General features: G+C 66.4%; 19 protein-coding genes and 2 tRNA genes. 11 read left to right on the plus strand and 10 right to left on the minus strand.

Annotation, left to right across the window (positions count from 1 at the left end; all coding sequences use genetic code 11):
• The first annotated feature begins 97 nt into the window (after positions 1–97).
• The 11 genes from BAY15_RS12550 (at position 98) to BAY15_RS12600 (ending at position 12,277) form a co-directional block, all read left to right on the plus strand.
• Entirely contained in the window at positions 98–1,687 is a 1,590-nt protein-coding gene (locus BAY15_RS12550) for a cytochrome ubiquinol oxidase subunit I (RefSeq protein ID WP_068853169.1), read from the plus strand.
• Positions 1,688–1,702: 15 nt separating this feature from the next.
• On the plus strand, positions 1,703–2,857 hold the full coding sequence (gene cydB / locus BAY15_RS12555; protein WP_068853172.1) for a cytochrome d ubiquinol oxidase subunit II: 1,155 nt from the start codon (positions 1,703–1,705) through the stop codon (positions 2,855–2,857).
• Positions 2,858–2,917: 60 nt separating this feature from the next.
• Positions 2,918–3,031 (plus strand): cytochrome bd-I oxidase subunit CydX, encoded by a 114-nt coding sequence (gene cydX, locus BAY15_RS12560; protein WP_068853175.1) that lies wholly within the window; start codon positions 2,918–2,920, stop codon positions 3,029–3,031.
• 81 nt (positions 3,032–3,112) lie between these two features.
• Positions 3,113–3,189 (plus strand) — tRNA-Pro (locus BAY15_RS12565).
• Between the two features lie 138 nt (positions 3,190–3,327).
• Positions 3,328–3,404 (plus strand) — tRNA-Pro (locus BAY15_RS12570).
• Between the two features lie 195 nt (positions 3,405–3,599).
• Positions 3,600–4,811, plus strand: a complete 1,212-nt coding sequence (locus BAY15_RS12575; protein WP_068853177.1) for a CynX/NimT family MFS transporter — start codon at positions 3,600–3,602, stop codon at positions 4,809–4,811.
• A 381-nt stretch (positions 4,812–5,192) separates the two neighbouring features.
• On the plus strand, positions 5,193–7,229 hold the full coding sequence (gene pgaA, locus BAY15_RS12580; RefSeq protein ID WP_068853179.1) for a poly-beta-1,6 N-acetyl-D-glucosamine export porin PgaA: 2,037 nt from the start codon (positions 5,193–5,195) through the stop codon (positions 7,227–7,229).
• Positions 7,230–7,245: 16 nt separating this feature from the next.
• Positions 7,246–9,129: a poly-beta-1,6-N-acetyl-D-glucosamine N-deacetylase PgaB gene (gene pgaB / locus BAY15_RS12585; RefSeq protein ID WP_428999304.1), complete on the plus strand. Its 1,884-nt coding sequence runs from the start codon at positions 7,246–7,248 to the stop codon at positions 9,127–9,129.
• A 7-nt stretch (positions 9,130–9,136) separates the two neighbouring features.
• Positions 9,137–10,384: a poly-beta-1,6-N-acetyl-D-glucosamine synthase gene (gene pgaC / locus BAY15_RS12590; RefSeq protein ID WP_068853184.1), complete on the plus strand. Its 1,248-nt coding sequence runs from the start codon at positions 9,137–9,139 to the stop codon at positions 10,382–10,384.
• On the plus strand, positions 10,381–10,857 hold the full coding sequence (gene pgaD, locus BAY15_RS12595; protein ID WP_068853187.1) for a poly-beta-1,6-N-acetyl-D-glucosamine biosynthesis protein PgaD: 477 nt from the start codon (positions 10,381–10,383) through the stop codon (positions 10,855–10,857). Before pgaC ends, pgaD begins: the two co-directional genes overlap by 4 nt.
• Before the next feature lie 136 nt (positions 10,858–10,993).
• Positions 10,994–12,277 (plus strand): OmpA family protein, encoded by a 1,284-nt coding sequence (locus tag BAY15_RS12600; RefSeq protein WP_083214180.1) that lies wholly within the window; start codon positions 10,994–10,996, stop codon positions 12,275–12,277.
• Positions 12,278–12,314: 37 nt separating this feature from the next.
• Here BAY15_RS12600 and BAY15_RS12605 read toward each other — a convergent pair whose 3' ends face one another.
• The 10 genes from BAY15_RS12605 to BAY15_RS12650 all read right to left on the minus strand — a co-directional run bounded on the left by BAY15_RS12605 (position 12,315) and on the right by BAY15_RS12650 (position 22,737).
• The gene (locus BAY15_RS12605; protein WP_068853193.1) at positions 12,315–13,562 is read right to left on the minus strand and encodes a glutamate-5-semialdehyde dehydrogenase; all 1,248 of its coding nucleotides are present in this window, start codon (positions 13,560–13,562) and stop codon (positions 12,315–12,317) included.
• Positions 13,563–13,625: 63 nt separating this feature from the next.
• A complete protein-coding gene (proB, locus tag BAY15_RS12610) occupies positions 13,626–14,777 on the minus strand; it encodes a glutamate 5-kinase (RefSeq protein ID WP_068853196.1) in 1,152 nt (383 codons plus the stop codon).
• Between the two features lie 13 nt (positions 14,778–14,790).
• Positions 14,791–15,051, minus strand: coding sequence for a YciI family protein (locus BAY15_RS12615; RefSeq protein WP_068853199.1), 261 nt, complete (start codon positions 15,049–15,051; stop codon positions 14,791–14,793).
• A 59-nt stretch (positions 15,052–15,110) separates the two neighbouring features.
• Positions 15,111–16,406: an argininosuccinate lyase gene (argH, locus tag BAY15_RS12620; RefSeq protein WP_068853201.1), complete on the minus strand. Its 1,296-nt coding sequence runs from the start codon at positions 16,404–16,406 to the stop codon at positions 15,111–15,113.
• A 12-nt stretch (positions 16,407–16,418) separates the two neighbouring features.
• Positions 16,419–17,378: an N-acetyl-gamma-glutamyl-phosphate reductase gene (gene argC, locus BAY15_RS12625; RefSeq protein ID WP_068853204.1), complete on the minus strand. Its 960-nt coding sequence runs from the start codon at positions 17,376–17,378 to the stop codon at positions 16,419–16,421.
• Positions 17,375–17,974, minus strand: coding sequence for a GNAT family N-acetyltransferase (locus tag BAY15_RS12630; RefSeq protein WP_068853207.1), 600 nt, complete (start codon positions 17,972–17,974; stop codon positions 17,375–17,377). Before BAY15_RS12630 ends, argC begins: the two co-directional genes overlap by 4 nt.
• A gap of 5 nt (positions 17,975–17,979) precedes the next feature.
• Complete coding sequence (locus BAY15_RS12635; protein WP_068853209.1) at positions 17,980–19,308, minus strand: acetylglutamate kinase; 1,329 nt, start codon at positions 19,306–19,308, stop codon at positions 17,980–17,982.
• Between the two features lie 73 nt (positions 19,309–19,381).
• A complete protein-coding gene (locus tag BAY15_RS12640) occupies positions 19,382–20,470 on the minus strand; it encodes an acetylornithine deacetylase (protein ID WP_068853212.1) in 1,089 nt (362 codons plus the stop codon).
• A gap of 9 nt (positions 20,471–20,479) precedes the next feature.
• A complete protein-coding gene (locus BAY15_RS12645; protein ID WP_068853214.1) occupies positions 20,480–21,673 on the minus strand; it encodes an argininosuccinate synthase in 1,194 nt (397 codons plus the stop codon).
• Between the two features lie 53 nt (positions 21,674–21,726).
• Complete coding sequence (locus tag BAY15_RS12650; protein WP_068853217.1) at positions 21,727–22,737, minus strand: N-acetylornithine carbamoyltransferase; 1,011 nt, start codon at positions 22,735–22,737, stop codon at positions 21,727–21,729.
• Positions 22,738–22,964: the final 227 nt, after the last annotated feature.

Raw genomic sequence — 22,964 nt, forward strand, 5'->3', positions numbered from 1 at the left:
TGAATCAAGGCTAATAGAAGTTGCTGGTCACAGAATTCACTCCGTAGACCCCCTTCCCGCCACCTGAAACGGCAAAACCCCACGAGGTAGCCAGGCCATGATCGATTCGACAGTCGTAGAACTGTCGCGGCTGCAGTTCGCTTTGACCGCGATGTACCACTTCCTCTTTGTCCCCCTCACGCTTGGCCTCTCGTTCCTGGTGGCCATCATGGAAAGCGTGTATGTCATGACCCGTAAACCGGTCTGGCGCCAGATGACCCTGTTCTGGGGCACGCTGTTCGGCATCAACTTCGCCATCGGCGTGGCCACCGGCCTGGTGATGGAGTTCCAGTTCGGCATGAACTGGTCGTATTACAGCCACTACGTGGGCGATATCTTCGGTGCGCCGCTGGCCATTGAAGGGCTGATGGCATTCTTCCTGGAAGCCACGCTGGTGGGCCTGTTCTTCTTCGGCTGGAAGCGGCTGACCCCGGTCAAGCACCTGGCGGTGACCTGGTTCATGGCGCTGGGCACCAACCTGTCGGCGGTGTGGATCCTGATCGCCAACGGCTGGATGCAGAACCCCACCGGCGCGGTGTTCAACCCGGACACGATGCGCATGGAAGTGGTGGATTTTGCCGCGGTGCTGTTCAACCCGGTGGCGCAGGCCAAGTTCGTGCACACGGTCAGCGCAGGCTACGTGACCGGCGCGATCTTCGTGATGGGCATCAGCGCGTTCTACCTGCTGCGCGACAAGCACAAGGACATGGCGCGCCGTTCGTTCGCGGTGGCCGCGGCGTTCGGCCTTCTGTCGTCGCTGTCGGTGGTGGTGCTGGGTGACGAAAGCGGTTATGCCGCCAGCGAGCACCAGAAGATGAAGCTGGCCGCGATCGAGGCGATGTGGGAAACCGAGCGCGCTCCGGCCGATTTCACCGCCTTCGGCATTCCCAACCAGACGACCCAGCAGAACGATTTCGCCATCAAGATTCCGTACCTGATGGGCCTGATCGCCACGCGTTCGTTTAACCAGCCCATCCCGGGCATCCTGGAACTGGTGGAACGCGCCGAGCACCGCATCAAGGGCGGCCAGCTGGCGTACGGTGCGCTGGAACGCGTGCGCAAGGACAAGAACGATGTCGAGGCGCGCGAGATGTTCGACCGCCACTGGCAGGATCTGGGCCATGGCCTGCTGCTCAAGCGTTACCGCGATGACATCCTCAACGCCACGCCGGAGGAAATCTCCAAGGCGGCGATGGACACCGTTCCGCGCGTGGCACCGCTGTTCTGGACCTTCCGCATCATGGCCGGGCTCGGCTTCTACCTGATCGCGTTCTTCGCGGTGGCCTTCTACTTCTCCTGCCGCAACACCTTCCACGAGAAGCGCTGGTTCCTGCGGTTGGCGGTGTGGTCGATTCCGGCGCCGTGGATTGCGATCGAGTGTGGCTGGTTCGTGGCCGAATACGGCCGCCAGCCGTGGGCGGTGGACGGCGTGCTGCCGACCTTCTACGCCGCGTCCGGTCTGGCCCTGCATGAAATCCTGACCACGCTGGCGGTGTTCACGCTGACCTATACGGTGCTGCTGATCATCGAGGTGAAGCTGATGCTCAAGACGATCCGCACCGGGCCGGCCGACATTCTTCCGTCGCTGCAGCCTTCACGCACGCCGCTTCCCCACCATGCCGCCACGCCGGCCCCCGGCCAGGCATAAGGCAGGAGATTCCAGATGGACATTCTTGGACTTGATTACACCACGCTGCGCGTGATCTGGTGGCTGCTGCTGGGCATCCTGCTGGTGGGCTGGGCGGTGATGGACGGCTTCGACCTGGGCGTGGGCACCCTGCTCCCGTTCGTGGCCAAGACCGATGAAGAACGGCGCACGGTGATCAATACCGTGGGCCCGGTATGGGAAGGCAACCAGGTATGGCTGGTGCTCGGTGGCGGTGCGATCTTCGCCGCGTGGCCGCCGCTGTATGCGGTGAGCTTCTCCGGCTTCTATCTTGCAATCTTCGCGATGCTGTTCGGGCTGATCCTGCGCCCGGTGGGCTTCAAGTACCGCAGCAAGATGCCGAGCAAGCGCTGGCGCGACACGTGGGACTGGGTGCTGTTCGTGGGTGGGCTGCTGCCGGCGCTGATTGCCAGCGTGGCGGTGGGCAACGTGCTGCTGGGCGTGCCGTACCACTTCGATGACAGCATGCGCATCTTCTACACCGGTTCGTTCTTCGGCCTGCTCACCCCGTTCGCACTGCTGGCCGGGCTGGTCGGCGTGGCGATGATGGTGTCGCACGGTGCGGCCATGCTGGTGCTGAAGACCGACGGCCCGGTGGCCGAGCGTTCGGCGCGTTACGGCAGCATTGCCGCGCTGCTCAGCTTCGTGCTGTTCGCTGCGGGCGGTGCCTGGGTGGCCTTCGGCCTGCCGGGCTACGAGATCACCTCGCAGGTGGTCACCGACGGCCCGACCAACCCGCTGTTGAAGACCGCTGCGGTGGGCACGGCGGCCGGTGGCTGGCTGCGCAACTACAGCAGCATGCCGCTGACCCTGGTGTTCCCGCTGCTGGGCCTGGCCGGTGCACTGGCCAGCGCGGTGCTGCTGCGGGCCCGCCGCGGCATGGCCGCGTTCCTGGCTTCGGGCGCGTCGATTGCCGGCATCATCCTCACCGTGGGCTTTGCGATCTTCCCGTTCCTGCTGCCTTCTTCCAGCCAGCCCAGCGGCAGCCTGACGGTGTGGGATGCCTCGTCCAGCCAGCTCACGCTGTTCATCATGCTGGTGGCCACGGTGATCTTCCTGCCGATCATCATTGCCTACACCAGCTGGGTCTACCGGGTGATGAAGGGCAAGACCACGGCCGAAGACATGGCCGACAACCCGAACGCGTATTGATATTGCCCATCGTGCCGACCCACGGTCGGCACCTACCGAAGTGACATTGGAGGTTTTGCCATGTGGTATTTCGCCTGGATCCTCGGCACCGGCCTGGCCTCGGCCGCCGCCATCCTCAACGGCATGTGGTTCGAAGCACGAGAGGTCGGCACCACCGACCGCGACACGCGGTAGAGCCGACTGTCAGTCGGCTGCTCTTCGCGGTAAAAAAAGGTTGCCGATAATCCCTTCACACCGTATCCTTGTCGGCTCCTTCGGGGTGTAGCTCAGTCTGGTAGAGCGCTACGTTCGGGACGTAGAGGTCGCAGGTTCGAATCCTGTCTCCCCGACCACTCCGGTGGTCGCATTGAAGCCTGGAAACGTGATTTCCAGGCTTTTTTGTCAAGGTCGTGGCAACACGGCATCCGAAGGTGAACAAACGGTCCCCCTTGCCGCCGAAGGGCGGGATCGATACAATAGGCGGCTCCTTACGGGGTGTAGCTCAGTCTGGTAGAGCGCTACGTTCGGGACGTAGAGGTCGCAGGTTCGAATCCTGTCTCCCCGACCATACAAGTGGTCACATTGAAGCCTGGAAGACATTATGTCCTCCGGGCTTTTTTGTATCTGTCGTCCGCAGGCAGCCACGCAGGGCGTGGCGCTACCGCGCGTACAATGCGGCAGCGTTTGTCCTTCACGGCCTGCGCCGAGCGCCCGCACTCCGCTGCACCCCCACGTGCCGCGCCACCTGCAAGAGATTCCTGCCATGACCCCTGCCGACCCCCATTCCACGTCCCTGCTGCGCGGACGCGTGCTGGCGTTTTCCGCCATCCTGCTGGCCGCGCTGAACCTGCGCACGGCGGTGACCTCGATCACCCCGCTGCTGGACCAGCTGGGCCAGACCTTCGGGTTCGGCACCACCATGACCGGCGTGCTGGGCATGCTGCCCACGGCCTCGTTCGCGCTGTTCGGGGTGACCACGCCGATGGTGGCCCGCCGCATCGGGCTGGAACGCACCGCCCTGCTGGCCATGGTGCTGGCGGCAGTGGGCCTGCTGCTGCGCTCGATGGCCGGCGGCGTGGGCAGCCTGCTGTTCGGCTCGGTGGTGGCGCTGGCCGGCATGGGCATCGGCAACGTAGTGGTACCGCCGCTGGTGAAGCGCTACTTCGCCAACCGCGTGGGCACGGTGAGCACGCTTTATATAACGGTGCTGCAGCTGGGCACGATGGTGCCGGCGCTGATGGCGGTACCACTGGCCGAACAGGCCGGCTGGCGGGTGTCGCTGGGCATCTGGTCCATCTTCGCGGTGGCCGCTGCCCTGCCCTGGATCGCGCTGGCCCGCCGCCGCCCGCATCCGGACCCACTGGATACGGCCGCCGACCCGGGCGCGCAGCCACACGGGAAGGTCTGGCGCACGCCGCTGGCCTGGGGCATGGCGTTGATGTTCGGCATGACCTCGCTGATGACCTATTCGATGTTCACCTGGCTGCCGCGCATCGTGGTGGAAGCCGGGGCGACGCCGGCGTTCGGCGGGATCATGGTGGCCATCTTTGCCGCCCTGGGCCTGGTGCCGTCGCTGACCATGCCGGCGCTGGCGGTGCGGCTGCGCAATCCCTTCCCGCTGGTGATTGTCGGGTTCAGCGCGTTCCTGATCGCGTTCGCCGGGCTGCTGTTCGCGCCGATGAAGGCGCCGTGGCTGTGGGCGGTGCTGCTGGGCATCGGCCCCTCGACCTTCCCGCTGGCGCTGACCCTGATCAACCTGCGCACCCGCACCCCGGCCGGTTCGGCGGCGTTGTCGGGGTTCATGCAGGGCGTGGGCTATGCCTTCAGCTGCCTGGGCCCGTTCCTGTTCGGCTGGCTGCATGCCATCAGCGGCGCCTGGTACCTGCCGTTCGGGTTCCTGCTGGTGTGCGCGGTGGTGTTGCTGTCCGCGTCGTGGGTGGCGTGCAAGCCGCAGAAACTGGAAGACGTGTGGTGACGTCCGCGCGGACCCGCAGGGCGTGTCGCCCTGTTTCGGTGAATGCATCACGGATTGTGCGCACCTAGTGACGTAGCGTGTCGGAAACTGACTTGCGTTGCGGATCAGCAGGCATGGCAGCAATCCCGGGGTGTCATGGCTCCGGGGCCGATGAACGGTTTCAGGGTGTCCAGACCCCGGGAACAGCGCCGTGGCGGCGGCCGGATGGTCTTGCTTTTCAACAACTTGCAGTCCCCATCACGCCTGTTTTCACAGCTGCGGAGGCCGTGTTGCGCCTTAACAATTTGTCTACATTGACGAAGTCGTGCACGATTGGCATGTGATGTGCGTCACATTTCCACGCACAAGTAGATTCTCTGAAGGGATGCTCCCGGGGGTTCCATGTACAAGCATCGGCCGCTGGCGCTCTGCGTCGGTTTGGTATGCGCCACACTCTGTCTGACCGCTCTGCCTGCTTCGGCGGCCACTTCGCGGGAAGATCACCTGGCGGAAATCAGCACCTACCGTGACCAGGCGCGCTGGCTTGACGCGCTGGGCGCGATCGAGCGCGCCCGGGCGGATGCGCCCAACGATGACCTGCTGTATCGCCTGCAGGTGCTCACCCTGTCCGACATCGGCAATGCGCACCGTGCGTGGCAGCTGTACCAGGCGCGCCCCGACCTGTTCGACGAGGCGCAGAAGCAGCGCTTCGAAGCCAACTACCTGGCCAAGCGGGTCGGCTGGAGCCTGGCGTATGGCGCCAGCGAAGACACCCGCCTGGACGAAGCCGAAGACGCGCTCGCGCAGATGGAGCGCTACCTGCAGCGCGACGGCCTCACCGTGCAGACCGCACCGCTGCGGATCCGCTATGACCGGCTGATCCTGCTCAACCGGCTGGGCCGCCACGAGCAGCTGCGCGACGAATACCGCGCCCTGCTCGCCGAAGGCCATGAGGTGCCGAACTACCTGATGGCGGCCGTAGGCGATTCGCTGATGGCCAGCCAGCACCCCGACGAAGCCATCCCGGTCCTGGAAGCGGCGCTCAAGGCCGACCCGGGCCGCTCCGAAGTGCATTCGGAACTGGCCTATGCGCACCTGGAAAGCGAGCGCGCCGATACCGCGATCAACGTGCTCACCCAGTGGCAGGCGCAGGAGCCGGCATGGCGCTGGGCCAAGGGCGCACGCGCGCCCTACGCCAACTGGCCGCGCTATGAGGCCGATCTCAACCTGTCGATGATCCGCGCCTACAGCGGTGACCTGCCCACCGCCCAGCACGATCTGGAAAAGATGGTGGAACTGGCCCCGGCCAACGGCGGCACCCAGTCGTCGCTGGGCAACGTCTACATGATGCGCGGCTGGCCGCGGCGGGCGCTGGAGCGCTACAGCATGGCCAATACGCTGGACCCGCGCGACGTCTCGGCGCGTCTGGGCCAGTACGACGCCTACGTGCAGCTGCAGCGGGATGACCTCGCGCGGCCGATCCACGATTCCCTGCTGGAACGCTACCCGAACCAGTCCTCGGTGCAGCGCATGGACCGCAGCTGGAAGGCCCACCGCGGCTGGCAGCTGCATGCGTATGCCGAAGGCGGCCGCAGCGAAGGCGGCGGTGGCACCTCGCCGCTGGGCAACGACGATGCGCGTTACGGCGTGGAACTGCAGTCGCCGGTCATCGACGACCGCTGGCGCGTGGTGACCTTCGCCGACCGCCGCAGCGTGGATTTCCAGGACCAGACCATCCGCCCGCTGTGGTTCGGGCTGGGCACGCGCTACCGCTTCGGCCGCGCCGACGCCGAACTGTTCGTCAACCGCGCCAATGACCACATCGGCGATACCGGCCTGAGCGCCGGGTTCGGCTGGCAGTTCAGCGATACCTGGCACGCCGGCGTGACGGCGGCACGCAACGCCGCCGATGCCTCGCTGCAGGCGCGCATTTCCGGCATCACCGCCGACAGCGTGGCACTGGCGGTGGATTACCGCCGCAACGAGCTCACCCACTGGAGCGCAGGCGCCAGCCAGTTCCGCTACGACGACGGCAACCGCCGCGACACGCTCAGCACCAGCATCGAACAGCGCCTGCTGACCCGCCCCACCCTGTTGCTGGATGGCCTGGGCAGCCTGTACGCCAGCCGCGGCAGCCGCGACGACGTGCCCTACTTCAACCCGTCCGAAGACCGTTCGGCGGAAATCGGCCTGCGCGTGGACCAGCAGTTGTGGCGCCACTACGAGCGGCATTTCCGCCACCGCCTGACCGTGTCGCTGGGCAATTACTGGCAGCAGGGTTTTGGCAGTGCGCTGGTGCCGTCGGCCGAGTATCGCCACGAGTGGCAGCTGGCCGATGGCCGGATCTTCGAATACGGGATCAGCTGGTCGCGGCCGGTCTACGACGGCAACCGTGAACGACACATCGGCCTTGATGCCGGCCTGCGCTGGGGACAATGAGATGCGACACATGGACTTGAAGCGCTTTACCTCCTGGCTGCTGCTGACCGTGCTGGCCGTGTGCGTCAGTGCGCACGCCGCCCCGCCGGTACTGGATTCGGCCGACAACGGGCTGCTGGTGCTCAGCTACCACGACATCCGCGACGACGTGGCCACCAAGGGCGACCCGGACGCGTACTCGGTGAGCACGCAGAACTTCGCCGCGCACCTGGACTGGCTCTCGGCGCACGGCTACCACCCGGTGTCGCTGTCGCAGCTGATCACCGCCTCGCAGGGCGGCACGCCGCTGCCCCCGAAGCCGGTGCTGCTGACCTTCGATGACGGCCTGCGCAGCGTGTACAGCAAGGTGTTCCCGCTGCTGCGCGCCTACAACTATCCGGCGCTGGTGGCGGTGATCACCGATTACGTGGACATGCCGGCCGGTCGCCAGATCGATTACGGCTACCGCCCGTTCACCCGCGATGACTTCCTGACCTGGGAACAGCTGCGCGAGATGCAGCGCAGCGGCCTGGTTGAACTGGCCAGCCACACCGACAACCTGCACCACGGCGTGCAGTCCAACCCGCAGGGCAATTCGACCCCGGCGGTGATTACCCGCACCTACGACCCGGCCACGCAGAAGTACGAAACCGCGGCGCAGTACGAGGCGCGGATCCGCGCCGACCTGGGCCTGAGCGTGAAGCGCATCCAGGACAACGTAGGCGTGAGCCCGAAGGCGATCGTGTGGCCGTACGCGGCCTACAACGCGCTGAGCAACAAGATCGCCGAAGACCTGGGCATGCCGGTGTCGTTCGACCTGGAAGGCCGCAGCACGCCGGTGACCCGCGACCTGCACGGCCTGGCCCGCCTGCTGGTGACCGGCAACCCGCCGGTGACCCAGCTGGCCTATGAGCTGCGCCGCGACGTCGAACGCGACGGCATGCGCGCCCTGCAGATCGACCTGGACGCGGTGTACGACACCAACCCGGCGCAGCAGGCTAAGAACCTGGACGCGCTGCTCGAACGGGTCAAGAAGATCGGCCCCACCCACGTGTTCCTGCAGGCTTTCGCCGACCCGGACGGCAACGGTTCGGCCGATGCGCTGTACTTCCCCAACCGGCACCTGCCGATGCGCGCGGACCTGTTCAACCGCGTGGCCTGGCAGCTCAAGACCCGCGCCGGGGTGAAGGTATACGCGTGGCTGCCGGTGCTGGGCTATGAGCTGAAGGACCCGGCGATCCGCAAGGCGCTGGCGATCGAGAGCCCGGAAAGCGACGGCATCTTCCGGTTGGACTTCACCAATCCCAAGGTGCGTCACATCATCGACGACATCTACGAGGACCTGGCCATCAACTCGTACTTCGAGGGCCTGCTGTTCCACGACGATGCCTACCTGCGCGACACCGAACTGGCCAACCTGCCGCAGGAAGGCGACGACGGCGCGCGTACCCAGGCGCTGATCGATTTCACCCTGGAACTGCGCACCGCCGCGCAGCGCTGGCGGCCGAAGCTGGCCACGGTGCGCAACCTGTACGCGCAGCCGGTGCTGCAGCCGCAGAGTGCCAGCTGGTTCGCGCAGCGCCTGGACCTGTTCAACAAGGCCTACGACCACACCGCGCTGATGGCGATGCCGTGGATGGAGGGCAGTCGCGACCCGCAGAAATGGCTGGACCGGCTGGTGCAGGCCGTGCGTGAGCACGACCCGCAGCTGTCACAGACGATGTTCGAGCTGCAGACGGTGGACTGGCGCACGCAGAAGCCGATTTCCGGCACGGTGCTGCGCGCCCAGATCCGGCGCCTGCAGGCGCAGGGCGTGCGTCATTTCGCCTGGTACCCGGACGACTTCATTGCCGGGAAGCCGTCCACCTACGATGCGCGCGCGGCCATGTCGGCACGCACCTTCCCGTACGAGGAAAAGTGAGGCCGCCATGCATCCGCTCCTCTACCTGCTGTTCCAGTTCGCCTTCTTCTACCCGATGGTGATGGCGTTCTTCTGGATGTCCGGGGGGTTGTATTACTTCTTCCGCCGCGAGCGGAAGGCGCGGCTGCGCGACGATCCGCCGCCGATGGATAACTATCCGTTCGCGTCGATCCTGATCCCGTGCCACAACGAGGCCGACAACCTGGCCGATACGCTGGGCGCGGCCCTGGCGCAGAAGTACCCGGATTTCGAGGTGATCGCCATCAACGACGGCAGCCGCGACGATACCGGGGCCCGCCTGGATGCGATGGCCGCCGAACACCCGCGCCTGCGCGTGGTGCACCTGGACCGCAACCTGGGCAAGGCCAATGCACTGCGCATGGGCGCGCTGGCAGCACGTTCGGAATACCTGGTGTGCATCGATGGCGATGCGATGCTGGAAGAGCACGCCACCCACTGGATGGTCTGGCACCTGACCTCGGGCCCGCGCGTCGGCGCCGTCACCGGCAACCCGCGCATCCGCAACCGCTCCACCCTGCTGGGGCGGCTGCAGGTGGCCGAGTTCTCCTCGATCATCGGCATGATCAAGCGCGCGCAGCGCGTGTACGGGCGCATCTTCACCATTTCCGGGGTGATCGCCGGGTTCCGCCGCACCGCGCTGCACCGCATCGGCTACTGGTCCGATGACATGATCACCGAGGACATCGACATCAGCTGGCGGCTGCAGATCGACCACTGGGACATCCGCTACGAGCCGAACGCGCTGTGCTTCATCCTGATGCCGGAAACGCTCAAGGGGCTGTGGCTGCAGCGCCTGCGCTGGGCCCAGGGCGGCGTGGAAGTGATGCTGCGGCATGGCCGTTCGCTGTTCGACTGGCGCAAGCGGCGCATGTGGGGAGTGCTGCTGGAATACATGTTCAGCGTGCTGTGGGCGTACACGATGCTGGCGATCATCGTGCTGTGGGCGCTGGGCAAGTTCATCCCGCTGCCGCAGGACCTGTACATCGCCACGCTGCTGCCGCAATGGCACGGCGTGATCCTGGCGCTGGTGTGCCTGCTGCAGTTCGCGAGCAGCCTGATCATCGACCGCCGTTACGAAACGCATATTGGACGTAATTACTTCTGGGTGATCTGGTACCCGATGGCGTACTGGCTCATCAGTCTGTTCACGACCCTGGTGGCACTACCCAAGACGCTGTTGAAGCGTCGTGGCAAGCGCGCGATCTGGGTCAGTCCTGACCGGGGTATACGATGAACGCTTCCAAGCCGACCCGCCGCTACGACTCCCGCCTGATCCGCAAGACACGCCAGCAGCCACGGCTGCAGCGCACCGCGTGGGGGTTTGTCACCATCGCGTTCTGGGGATTCTATTTCTACCTGTGGGCGCCGCTGATCACCGCCCTTTCCTGGCTGCTCGGTGGGCAGCTGGCGTGGCTGCAGCTGTACGAGTACAAGCAGAGCGTGGACCCGTTCATCGTCATCGCGCTGCCGGTGATGCTGGTGTGCTGTTCGGTGCTGCTGATCGCCTGGGCGGAATACAACCGCATGCGTTTCGCCGGCAAGGACCGGCGCAATGCGCGCGCGGATGTATCGCTGGAAGAAATCGCGCACAACCTGGGCGCCAGCCCGGCGTTGGCCGCGCAGCTGAGCGCAGGCAAGTCGGTGACCCTGCACATGGACGACATGGCTCGTCCGGTAGGCCTGACAGAACAGCGCTTGCCAGGCTGACAAAGCGTAGAGCCACGCCCTGCGTGGCTATGGGCCCGGCCGAGGTGAATGTGTAAATTCCTTCACATAACCGCCCCCGGCCGGGCGTACGCTCCGCCTCGGAGACATCCCGCACTTCATTGTGAGGGGATACATCATGTCGTCTATCGAGACTTTGGTCACTGAAGTGGCCCGGGCCACCGGCCTTGGACCGAACGCGCAGAAATTCATCGGCGTCGTCATCGAGTACATCTTCAAACAGCCCGGCGGACTCGCCGGCCTGGCCGACAGATTCTCCGCCGCCGGGCTTGGCGATGTCTTCAAGTCCTGGTTCTCAGGCCAACCCAACATGCGCGCTGTCGATGCCGGGCAGATCCGCAGCGCGCTGGGCGGACAGAGCATCGAGGAAATCGCCAGCAAGGCCGGGGTAACGCCCGCCGTGGCCCCCGCGCTGCTGGCAACCGCACTGCCGCCGATCGTCCGGGCGGTGACCGCCGGCGGGGTGATGCCGACCGCGCTTCCCGCTGCATTCACGGGTCTGCTGGGCACGAAGGGGAAGAAGCGGACCCCCTTCCGCCTCTGGCGCTGGCTGTTGCCCTTGCTGGCATTGCTCGCGCTTGCGTGGTGCGGCTGGCACTCGCGCCACGTGGCCAAGGCGCCAGCGGTTACCGCGCCGGCCGCCAACGTCGCGGCCGTGTCCACCCACCCCACCCTGTCGTTCCAGAACACCGACGGCAAGGTGACGTTGAACGGCACATTGGGGTCGGTGGCCGACAAGGCGAAGCTGCTGGGGGCCTTTGCGGGCGCCTATGGACAGACCAACGTCAGCTCCAACATCCAGGTGGATACCAGCGTCAAGCAGGCCAGCTGGCTGGGCCGGTTGGCCGACCTGATCCCCAGCCTGAAACAGAACGGGCTGCAGTTCGCGTTGAACGGTGACTCGCTCAAACTGGATACGTCCAAGCTGCCCGAGGCCGAACGCACGGCGGTCAGCCAGCTGTTCCAGAAGGAGCTGGGCAACCTGGAGGTGGAGGGCCTGTTCGACAAAGGCGCTGCGGCACTGGGTGCGCTACCGCCAGGCTTCAGCAGTGACGACCTGACCCAGGCGTTGAACCAGACCACGATCACCTTCGAAACCGGGTCGGCGGTGATTACCCGCAGCAGTGCGTCGATCCTGGACGGTGCAGCAAAAGCAATCCAGGCGGCGCCGCCAGGGGCGCGCGTTGAAGTGGAAGGACACACCGACAACGTGGGCAACGCCGAGACCAACCAGACGCTCAGCGAGCAGCGTGCGAAGGCCGTAGCAGCAGCCTTGGCTGCCCGTGGCGTACCCGCGGACCGGTTGCTCGCACGCGGGTTCGGCGCAAACCGCCCGGTGGGCGACAACACCACCGAGGCAGGGCGCGCGGCGAACCGGCGGATTGCCTACAAGGCGTTGTAACGACCCACCATCGTTACCTGACGCACCCGCGCGCCGGTCACGGCGCGCGGGTCTGGCCGCTGCCCTGGACCACGAAGCGTTCCACGGTGAGCGCTTCCAAGCCCATCGGGCCGTAGGCGTGCAGGCGCGTGGTGGAGATGCCGATCTCCGCGCCCAGGCCGAGTTCGCCGCCATCGGAGAAGCGGGACGAGGCGTTGACCATCACCACGGCAGCGCGCAGCGCGCTGATGAAACGCTGGGCGGCCGCCGGGTCTTCGGTGACGATGACTTCGGTGTGGTCGGAGCTGTACTGCTGGATGTGGGACAACGCCTGTTCGAGGTCATCAACGACGCGCACGGCGATGATCAGGTCGAGGTATTCGGCCGCGAAATCGTCCTCCGTGGCCTGCGTGGCCTGCGGCAGCCACTGCCGGGCACGCGCGTCCGCGCGCACCTCCACCCCACGTTCGCGCAAGGCGGCTTCAGCCTTCGGCAGGAACGTCGCGGCGACCTCGGCGTGGACCAGCAGGGTTTCGAGTGAGTTGCAGGCCGAAGGGCGGCTGCATTTGCCATCCACCAGCAGCGCCAGCGCCTTGGCCGGGTCGGCGGCACGGTCCACGTACAGGTGGCACACGCCCTTGTAGTGCTTGATCACCGGCACGCGCGCATGTTCGGCAACGAAGCGGATCAGCCCTTCCCCGCCGCGCGGGATGGCCAGGTCGACCAGGTCGTTGAGCTGCAGCAGGGTGAGCATGGTCTCGCGACGCAGGTCTTCGACCAGGGTCAGCGCCGCATCGGGCACGCCGGCCGCGCGCAGGGCGCGCTTGAGCGAGGCGGCGATGGCGGTGTTGGAATGGATGGCTTCGGAGCCGCCGCGCAGGATCACGCCGTTGCCGGCCTTGATGCACAGCGCTGCGGCGTCGGCGGTGACGTTCGGTCGCGCTTCGTAGATCATCGCGATCACGCCGAGCGGCACGCGCACCTTCTGCACGCGGATGCCGTTGGGACGGACGTCGTCGCGGGTGATGCTGCCGACCGGATCGGGCAGCGCGGCCACTTCGCGGAGTGCAGCGCTGATGCCGGACAGGCGCGCCGGATTGAGGGCGAGGCGGTCGAGCATCGCGCTGCCGGTGCCTTTGGCTTCGGCGGCGGCGAGGTCCAGCGCGTTGGCGGCGAGGATGGTGGCCGCGTCGCTGTCCAGCGCGTCGGCCATGGCATCCAGCAGCGCCGCCTTGGCCTCGGACGAAAGCTGCGCCAGTACCTGCGCGGCGTCGCGGCATTGGAGGGCTTGATCACGGATGTCCATGGGATCTCTCATCACGAAGGGTGTTTTGGCGCGTTTCAAAAAATCTTCGGGGCCGACGCCCGTTTAGACCAGCACCAGGTCATCCCGGTGGATCACATTGCCACCGTAGTTGTAGCCCAACACGCTTTCAATGTCGCGCGAATGCCGCCCGGCCACGCGGCGGATGTCGCTGGCCGAATACTGGCTGACCCCCCGCGCCAAGGTCACTTCACCGCTGTCGGTACGCAGCCGCACCTGCACCATGTCGCCACGGCGGAAGTCGCCCTCGGCAGCGGTCACCCCGCCCGGCAGCAACGAGGCGCCCTTGTCGCGCAATGCTGCAGCGGCACCTTGATCCACGATGATCGCACCGGCCTCCAGCGGCGCGTGCCGCAGCCAATACTTGCGCGCGGCTTCCGGGGTCTGCCCGGCATGGATGCGGGTGCCGAACAACCGGCCCTGCGCCAGCGCGCGCACCACGTCGCCATCGCGGCCGTTGAACAGGCAGGTATCGATGCCGACGCGGCCGGCCTTGGCCGCCGCTTCCAGCTTGGTGTGCATGCCACCGGTGCCCGCACCGCTGCCCGCACCGCCGGCCATGGCCAGCACCTCCAGGGTCAGCTCCGGCACGTCGTGGATCGGCCGCGCCTGCGGATCGCGGCGCGGGTCGGCGCTGTACAGGCCGTCGATGTCGGTGGCGATGAACAGGATGTCGGCGTCGATCAACGCGGCCACGGTGGCGGCCAGGTTGTCGTTGTCGCCCAGCTTGAGCTCGTCCACCGACACGGTGTCGTTCTCGTTCACCACCGGCAGCGCGCCCAGCCGCAGCAGCTCGTTGAGCGTGGCGCGGGCGTTGAGGTAGCGGCGGCGGTTGCGCAGGTCGTCGTGGGTGAGCAGCACCTGCGCCACCGGGCGCTCGAAGAAGCGCTGCCACAGCCCGATCAGCTGCGCCTGGCCGAGCGCGGCCAGTGCCTGGCGCGCGGCCATCGCTGCGCCGGCCTCGATTGCGCGCGGCACGATCGCCCGGCCCGCAGCCACCGCGCCGGAGGACACGATCACTACTTCGCGCCCTGCCAGCACGTGCGCCGAGACGAACTGCGCCAGGCCCAGTGCATGCCGGGGCGACAGGCCACCCCCATCGGCAGCCAACAGGCTGCTGCCGACCTTGAGCACGGCGCGCTTCCAGCCGGGAAGCAGCTGTTCGGGGAACGGGGACTGCACGGGCGTGGGGGTCATCGCGGGGGCTGCCTCAGCGGGTGGACCATTCGTGGACGGTGGCGGTGGCGCTGCCGAGCGTCATCAGGGGATCGGCATCGACGATGGCCTGCGCGGCGGCGCGGTCGGCCACGTTGTGCAGCACGTACGCGCCGCCGGTCTTGTCGGTGAAGCCACCAGTAATGAGCAGCTGGTCGCGGGCGCGCACCTCATCTAGAAAACGTGCGTGTTCGGCACCCGCTTCATCGCGGAACTCGGGCGTGCGGGTAACCAGTACGAGGTAGCAGATCTTCATGCGGAACTCCGTGGATTCATGCCAATACAGCAACGGCGGCCAGTGGCCGCCGTTCTGCGTTACGCCAGTGCCGCCCAGCGGGCGCGCAGCTCGTCCAACCGCAGGTCCGCGGCCGCGCCGGGCGACACGCGCGCGGCCAGGCTGCCTTCGGGGGTACGCCCCTGCCCGGCAGTGTCGGATGCCGCCGCTGCTGCCTTGTAGGCCTCGCGGAACGGGACGCCGGCCACGGCCGCTTCCACGGCCACGTCGGTGGCGTACATGCCCGAATCGATGGCAACGCGCAGCTTGTCTTCGCGCCATTCCAGGTTGGCCAGCAGCGCCGGCAGCAGTTCCAGCGCGGCCAGGCCACGACCGAAGCCGTGGAAGATGGCGCCCTTGCTGCCCTGCAGGTCGCGGTGGTAGCCGGACGGCAGCGACAGCAGCTGCTCGATCTCGGTACGCGCCGCAGCCACGCTGGCGTGGGTGGCGCGCATCAGTTCGATCACGTCCGGGTTGCGCTTGTTGGGCATGATCGAGCTGCCGGTGGTGTACTGCGCCGGCAGCGCGACGAAGCCGTACTCACCGCTGGTGAACAGCGACAGGTCCCAGGCCAGGCGGCGCAGGTCCAGGGTGGCACCGCCGAGCGCTTCCAGTGCGGCCAGCTCGAACTTGCCGCGCGACAGCTGCGCGTAGATCGGCGAGATCTGCATGCGCGCAAAGCCCAGTGCCTGGGTGGTGTGGGCGCGGTCCAGCGGCAGGTTCACGCCGTAACCGGCCGCCGTGCCCAGCGGATTGGCGTCGACCAGCGCGAAGGTGTCGTGCGCGCGCACCGCGTTGTCGATGAAGGCTTCGGCCCAGCCGGCCCACCACATGCCCGCCGAGGACACCACGGCGCGCTGGATGTGGGTGTAGCCCGGCACCGGCAGGTCTTTCTCGGCTTCGGCGCGGTCGAGCGCGACCTTGGCCACTTCGCGGCTCAGCGCGGACACCTGCAGCAGCTTGTCCTTCAGCCACAGCCGGGTGGCGACCAGGATCTGGTCGTTGCGGCTGCGGCCGGTGTGGATCTTGCGGCCGGCATCGCCCAGGCGTTCGGTCAGGCGCGCTTCGATCGCCGAGTGGCAATCCTCGAAGCGCTCATCGAGCACGAACGCGCCGCTGCGGAAATCGTCGGCCAGCACGTCCAGCTCGCGCTGCAGATCGCTGCGCTCGGTGGCGGTGAGGATGCCGATGTTCTCCAGGCCCTGCGCGTGCGCCTTGCTGGCCTGCACGTCGTACAGGAAGAACTCGCGGTCGAGGATGACGTCATCGCCGGCGAGGAAGGTCTGGATTTTCGCATCCACCGCTACGCCGGGCTTCTGCCAGAGAAGGTCTGCCATGTCTTGCTCCAATCAATGCGGAATCGAGGTCAGTTCATCCAGGCCCAGGGCCAGGTTGAGGTTCTGCATGGCCTGGGTGGCCGCGCCCTTGAGCAGGTTGTCCAGGGTCGCTACGACCACCACGCGCTTGCCGCCCGGGGCCACGTCGAAGCCGCCGATCTGCACGCCATGGCGGCCGGCGATGCGGCTCACCCACGGTGCTTCGTCGAGGATCTCGATCAGCGGTTCATCGGCGAAGAAGCGGCGGTAGGTTTCCACCACCTGATCGCGGGTCACCGGCTGCTGCAGCCACAGGTTCACGGTCATGGTGATGCCACGGAAATGCGGGGCCACGTGCGGCATGAACTCCACCGGCACGCGCAGGTGCGCGGTGACTTCGCGCTCGTGCACGTGGTTGGTGAGCGCGTACGGCATCAGGTTGTCGCGCAGCAGTTCGGGGTTGTTTTTGTCCGACGGGCTGGTGCCGGCGCCAGAGTAACCGGATACGCCGAAGCACTGCGGCGGCCCGGCCAGCTGGTCCAGCAGCGGGCTGATCGCCAGCTGCATGGCGGTGGCGTAGCAACCCGGGTTGCTGATGTGCGTCTGGCCGGTGTAATCGCCCCGGGTCAGTTCGGGCAGGCCGTAGTACCAGCTGCCTTCGAAACGGTGGTCGGCAGACAGATCCACGATCACCGTCTCCGGGCGCGCGGCATCCAGCGCGGCCACGAACGGGGCCGACAGGTTGTTGGGCAGCGCCAGGATCACCGCGTCCACGCCTTTGGCGGCCACGGCGTCGGCATCGAGGTTTTCAAACGCCAGCTCGCCGGCAACTTCGGGATAGGTATCGGCCACGCGCTGCCCGGCCAGCTCGCGCGAGGACACGAAGCCAAGGGCCAGCTGCGGGTGCGCGGCGATCAGCTTGACCAGCTCGGCGCCGGTATGGCCGCGGGCACCGACGATGCCGATGGTGAACGTTCTGTTGGAAGTGCTCATGCGTATGCGTCCAGGCGGTCCTGCAGGGTGCGCTTCACGTCCTGCCATTCCGAATCGATGATGGAGAAGACAACCGTGTCGCGCGGGCTGCCATCGGGGTGGCGCTTGTGGTTGCGCAGCACGCCTTCCTGGGTGGCCCCCAGGCGGGCGATGGCCGCGCGCGAGGCGGCGTTGTGCGAGCTGGTTTCAAAGGCCACGCTGATGCACTTCAGACGCTCGAAGGCATGGGTGAGCAGCATCAGCTTGGCTTCGGTGTTCACCCCGGTACGCTGCGCATGCGGGCCGTACCAGGTGTAGCCGATGCTCAGGCGCGGCACCTCTTCTTCCAGCGCGTAGTAGCGGGTGCTGCCCACCACGTTGCCGTCGGCATCGAGCACGGCGAACGGCAGCACCTTGCCGGCGGCCTGGTCGTGCAGGGCGGCCTGCACGTAGGCGGTCATGGTCTTGGCGCTGGGCACGTGCGCGTACCACAGCGCGGAAAGCGAACCGTCGCCCAGCGCACCGCGCAGGCCGTCGATATGCGCCATCTGCAGCGGTTCAAGCCGTGCATGCCGGCCGTCCAGCGTGGGGACCTTGGTCCAGTCGGCATGATTCATCGGGGTCAGCCCTCCAGGCTCGGGGTGCGCTTGGCGCAATGGTCCACGTAGGTGCGGATGCGGTCGAAGCCGTCGGCACCGAACCAGAACACCTTCCAGTGGTCCTGCTTGTAGCAGCCATCGGATTCGGCGTAGTAGAAATGATTGATCGGGTTGCCGTGGCGCGAGCGCCAGAACAGCTGCGGGGTTTCGTCCAGCATCACGTTCCATACCGCACGGCCCAAGCCTTCGCCCTGCGCGTCATCGAGCACGGCGAACTTGTCCAGGTACACGCCTTCGGCTTCGTCGGTGAGGATCACCGCAGCGCGGTAGTTCTCGCTGACATAGGCGCGCAGCAGGCGGGTCTTGTCGAAATAATCGGGCACCAGGGTGCGGCCGAAGCTGGATTCGATCAGGCCCTTCAGGCGCGGCAGGTCCAGTTCGCTCCAGGCGGTGGCGCGCAGCACCTTCTCGCCCTTGCGCACCAGCGTGCCCGAGCCCTTGTGGGTGAACAGTTCCTTGGCCAGGTCGGCCGGCCGGGTGATCGACACCGACGACTCCAGCGGCAGCCGGTCCAGCAGGTCCTTGATCTGTTCGATCTTGACCCGCATGCCGCCGTGGATCCACGGCTGCTGCATCAGCTGGTCGTACTCGGTGGACAGGTTGATCGAGTCGATCACCCTGCCCTCTTCATCGAGCAGGCCGCCGGTGCCGGTGAGGAAGATGATCTTGTACGGCTGCAGTTCCTGCACCAGTTCGTTGGCGGCGAAATCGGCGTTGACGTTGAGGATCTGGCCGCAGCGGGTTTCGCCCAGGCTGGTGATCACCGGAATGGAACCGGCGCGCAGGCTGGCTTCGATCGGGGCCAGGTTGACCTTCTTCACTTCGCCGACCAGGCCGTAGGTGTCCTGGTCCAGGTATTCGGCTTCGAACACGCCACCGGTGATCGAGGTGGCACGTGCACCGTTCTGCTGCAGTGCTTCCACCAGTTGCAGGTTCGACGCCTGGAACACGCGGCGCACGATGGCCAGGCCTTCGGGCGAGGTCACGCGCAGGCCGTTGACGGTCTGCTTGACGATGCCGGCCGCCGACAGTTCCGCGTCCAGCTGCGGGCCGGCACCGTGCAGCACGATCGGGGTGAGCCCGACTTCCTGCAGGAACGACAGCGAAGAGGTCAGCGCGTCGAGGTCATCGCGCAGCACGGCGCCGCCGACCTTGACCACGGCGAAGCGCTTGGCATCCACCTGCGAAAAGCGCTTGAGGTACTGGCTGATCTCCTTCGCGCTGGCCATGCTGGAAAGCAGGCGCACGATGGTCTGGCGGGTCTGGCGGTGGGGCTGGAGGGAAGAAGGCATTTCAGTATCGTCACGGGCGGCCGTGGCCGCGGTGGGAGATCCGTCAGTGGTGGGCCACGACGGCGTCATTCGGTCAGGCGCCGGCGCTGATGATGCGGTGCACGGCGTCGGTGTAACGCTGCAGCTGCTCCAACGTCACGAACTCGTCGGCGGTGTGGGCCTGGGCGATGTCGCCCGGGCCGTACACCAGGGTGGTGTAGCCACCGGCCGAGAACAGCGAGGCTTCGGTCCAGAAGTCCACGGCGTTGCCGATCGGCAGGTCCAGCGCATCGGCCACGTCTCGCGCGGCCAGGCGGCGGTTCTCCGCTTCGGCGATGTCGCCGGCCGGCAGGCTGGGACCGCGGAAGGTTTCGGTGAACAGCGCCGCTTCCGGTTCGGCAAAACCGGAGAAGGTGGCCAGCAGCGCGTCGATGTCCATCGACGGCAGCGGGCGGAAGCCGAAGCGCAGTTCGGCGGCCGGGGCGATCATGTTGGCCTTGATGCCGCCTTCCACGCGCCCGATGTTGAAGCGCAGCCCGGTCAGCCCGCCGAAACGGGCGTGCGCCAGCGAGTCCACATGGTCCAGCGCGCGGTTTCCCCAGCGCATGGCCTGGTGCAACGCGCTGGCGGCTGCATCCTGCTTGCCCGAGGCATGCCCGGCGCGGCCGGCGAACTGCATCAGCACCGAGCTGATGCCGCGGTGCGCCAGCACCGCTTCGCTCATGGTCGGTTCGGCCACCAGCACCGCTTCATACGGAATGCCACGGGCCAGGAACGCGGCGATGCAGCGCGGATCGTTGGCTTCTTCATCGCTGGAGAACAGGAACGCGGCATCGCCATCGCTGGCATTGGCCGCGGCCACCAGTGCGGCGGCCGCGCCCTTGATGTCGCACACGCCGAGCCCGATCACCCGGTCCTCGGCGCGCCGCATCACGTGCGGGTCGGCGCTCCAATGCGGGGAATCGGGCACGGTGTCCAGGTGCACGTTGAACAGATAGCGCGGCGTACCGCGCACCGCATACAGGCTGACCGCGCCGTCGCCATGGTCGATCACCTCCACGTTGAACCCGGGCAGGTTCGCGCGCAGGTAATCGAAGATGCCACCGGTGGTGATCGCACGCGGCGGGTTGCGGGTGTCAAAGGACACCAGCGCCTGCAGGTGATGGAGCGTCTGTTCCAACATGCCCGGGCCTCAGCGGTTTACTTGCGCGTACAGGGTGCTGCTCATGCCGAACAGCTTGATGAAGCCTTCGGCTTCCTCCACGCCCCAATCAGCCGACTGCGCGTAGGTGGCGCCCTTGGTGTTGAGCAGGTGCGGCGACTTCACCGCTACCGCATCGACGCGGCCGCCACGGGTTTCCAGCACCACTTCGCCGTTGACCTTGGCCTGCGAGGACTTCAGGAACGCTTCGATGTCGGTCTTGAGCGGGTCGTGGTAGAAGCCTTCGTACACCAGCTCCACCCACTTGCGCGCCACGTCCGGCTTGAAGCGGTTCTGCTGCTTGGTCAGCACCGCATCTTCCAGCGCGCGGTGCGCGGCCAGCAGCGAGACCAGGCCCGGGGCTTCGAACACGATGCGGCCCTTCAGGCCGATCACGGTGTCGCCGGTGTACACGCCACGGCCCACGCCGTACGGCGCGAACAGCTTGTTGAGCTGGGCCAGGATCTGCTCGCCCGGCAGCGCCTTGCCGTTGAGTTCAACGGCTTCGCCTTCGACGAACTTCAGGGTCACGGTCAGCGCGTCTGCCGGCCATTCGCTGCGCGGTGCGCACCAGCCGCGGGCACCTTCGCCCGGGGCTTCCCAACGGTCGATCTCGCCGCCGGACATGGTCAGGCCCAGCAGGTTTTCGTTGATGGTGTAGGCCTGCTGCTTGGCGCGCACGCCGAAGCCGCGTTCTTCCAGGTACTTCTGCTCGTAGGCGCGGGTCTGGGTGTGTTCCTTCTGGATTTCACGGATCGGCGCGACGATCTGGTAATCGCCCAGTGCCTTCACGGCCAGGTCGAAGCGGACCTGGTCGTTGCCCATGCCGGTGCAGCCGTGGGCGATGATGTTGGTACCCAGTTCGGCGGCGCGCTTGAGCGCGGCATCGACGATCAGGTAGCGGTCCGACACCAGCAGCGGGTACTGGCCCTGGTAGCCTTCGCCGGCCCACACGAACGGCTTGACGAACCCCTTCCAGATGGCCGGGCCACCGTCGACGGTGACGTGGCTGGTCACGCCCAGTTCGGCGGCACGCTTTTCGATGAAATCGCGCTCTTCGTCATCCACGCCGCCGGTGTCGGCGAACACGGTGTGCACGTTGTAGCCGCGCTCCTGCAGGTAGGGCACGCAGAAGCTGGTGTCGAGTCCGCCGGAGAAGGCCAGGACGATGTCTTTCTTGCTCATGGGGGTCGGGTCCGAAGTGGGGGTTTATAGGAAAAATGGGTTGAAACGCGCGATTACCGGCCGGCCAGCGCCGACATGATGGCCTTCTGCACGTGCAGGCGGTTTTCCGCTTCGTTGATGGCGATGCACTGCGCCGAATCCATCACGCCGTCGGTGGCCTTGACGTTGCGGCGCAGCGGCAGGCAGTGGCTGAACACGCCGTTGTTGGTCAGGGCCATCTTGGCCTCGTCGACGATGAAGTGCTTGTACTGGTCGCGGATGGGCTTTTCCGGTTCCCAGTTGCCGAAGAACGGCAGCGCGCCCCAGCTCTTGGCGTACACCACGTCGGCGCCACTGTAGGCGCTGGCGATGTCGTGGCTGATCTTCAGCGAACCGCCGTTCTCGGCCACGTTCTGCTCGGCCCAGCCCATGTAGCGGTCATCGAGGATGTAATCCGCGGTCGGGCACAGCAGGGTCACGTCCATGCCCATGCGGGTGGCGATGGTCAGTGCCGAGTTGGCCACGGCGGTGTTGAGCGGCTTGGGGTGGTAGGTCCAGGTCAGCACGTACTTCTTGCCGCGCAGGTCCTGGGTGCCGAAGTGTTCCTGCAGCGCCATCACGTGGGCCAGTTCCTGGCACGGGTGGGTGATGGTTTCCATGTTGATCACCGGCACCGGCGAGTATTTCGCGAACGCCTTGAGCACGATGTCCTCACGGTCCTGCGCCCAGTCGATGAACTTCGGGAACGCGCGCACGCCGATCAGGTCGACATAGCGGCCCAGCACCTTGGCCACTTCGGCGATGTGCTCTTCGGTGTCGCCGTCCATCACCGTGCCAAGGTTGAACTCGATCGGCCATGCATCCTTGCCCGGCTGCAGCACGATCGCGTGCCCACCCAGCTGGAAGGCGCCCAGTTCGAAGCTGGTGCGGGTGCGCATGGACGGGTTGAAGAACACAAGGGCAATCGATTTGCCCTTGAGCTCGTCGCCCAGCTTGTTGCGCTTGAACAACGCGGCCTGGGTCAGCAGGGCATCCAGCTCGGTACGGCTCCAATCCTGGGTGTTCAGGAAGTGCTTCAGGGACATCGATCGATCCTTTGAGGCGGGTTTCAATGGAAGAAAGGGTACAAATGCAACTTTTCAGATCGTAGAAACGAAAAAACCCAGCGCGGGGGCTGGGTTTTCCGAACAGACAGCACGAAGCTCCGGTTACCCAGCGAAAATGTGGGGTTCCGGTCGGCGGGCACGCGACGTCATGCCCGTAGCCATACGGGCGGCGCTGGTGTCGTGCTGGAAGTCGGTGAGTTTCATGG

This window comes from Stenotrophomonas rhizophila (genome assembly GCF_001704155.1).
GTDB lineage: Bacteria > Pseudomonadota > Gammaproteobacteria > Xanthomonadales > Xanthomonadaceae > Stenotrophomonas > Stenotrophomonas rhizophila_A.

Excerpts from the sequence above, each read along its gene's own strand:
- BAY15_RS12550 (WP_068853169.1), top strand. The coding sequence starts at position 98 with ATGATCGATTCGACAGTCGTAGAACTGTCGCGGCTGCAGTTCGCTTTG.
- cydB (WP_068853172.1), top strand. The coding sequence starts at position 1,703 with ATGGACATTCTTGGACTTGATTACACCACGCTGCGCGTGATCTGGTGG.
- cydX (WP_068853175.1), top strand. The coding sequence starts at position 2,918 with ATGTGGTATTTCGCCTGGATCCTCGGCACCGGCCTGGCCTCGGCCGCC.
- BAY15_RS12575 (WP_068853177.1), top strand. The coding sequence starts at position 3,600 with ATGACCCCTGCCGACCCCCATTCCACGTCCCTGCTGCGCGGACGCGTG.
- pgaA (WP_068853179.1), top strand. The coding sequence starts at position 5,193 with ATGTACAAGCATCGGCCGCTGGCGCTCTGCGTCGGTTTGGTATGCGCC.
- pgaC (WP_068853184.1), top strand. The coding sequence starts at position 9,137 with ATGCATCCGCTCCTCTACCTGCTGTTCCAGTTCGCCTTCTTCTACCCG.
- pgaD (WP_068853187.1), top strand. The coding sequence starts at position 10,381 with ATGAACGCTTCCAAGCCGACCCGCCGCTACGACTCCCGCCTGATCCGC.
- BAY15_RS12600 (WP_083214180.1), top strand. The coding sequence starts at position 10,994 with ATGTCGTCTATCGAGACTTTGGTCACTGAAGTGGCCCGGGCCACCGGC.
- BAY15_RS12605 (WP_068853193.1), bottom strand. The coding sequence starts at position 13,562 with ATGGACATCCGTGATCAAGCCCTCCAATGCCGCGACGCCGCGCAGGTA.
- proB (WP_068853196.1), bottom strand. The coding sequence starts at position 14,777 with ATGACCCCCACGCCCGTGCAGTCCCCGTTCCCCGAACAGCTGCTTCCC.
- BAY15_RS12615 (WP_068853199.1), bottom strand. The coding sequence starts at position 15,051 with ATGAAGATCTGCTACCTCGTACTGGTTACCCGCACGCCCGAGTTCCGC.
- argH (WP_068853201.1), bottom strand. The coding sequence starts at position 16,406 with ATGGCAGACCTTCTCTGGCAGAAGCCCGGCGTAGCGGTGGATGCGAAA.
- argC (WP_068853204.1), bottom strand. The coding sequence starts at position 17,378 with ATGAGCACTTCCAACAGAACGTTCACCATCGGCATCGTCGGTGCCCGC.
- BAY15_RS12630 (WP_068853207.1), bottom strand. The coding sequence starts at position 17,974 with ATGAATCATGCCGACTGGACCAAGGTCCCCACGCTGGACGGCCGGCAT.
- BAY15_RS12635 (WP_068853209.1), bottom strand. The coding sequence starts at position 19,308 with ATGCCTTCTTCCCTCCAGCCCCACCGCCAGACCCGCCAGACCATCGTG.
- BAY15_RS12640 (WP_068853212.1), bottom strand. The coding sequence starts at position 20,470 with ATGTTGGAACAGACGCTCCATCACCTGCAGGCGCTGGTGTCCTTTGAC.
- BAY15_RS12645 (WP_068853214.1), bottom strand. The coding sequence starts at position 21,673 with ATGAGCAAGAAAGACATCGTCCTGGCCTTCTCCGGCGGACTCGACACC.
- BAY15_RS12650 (WP_068853217.1), bottom strand. The coding sequence starts at position 22,737 with ATGTCCCTGAAGCACTTCCTGAACACCCAGGATTGGAGCCGTACCGAG.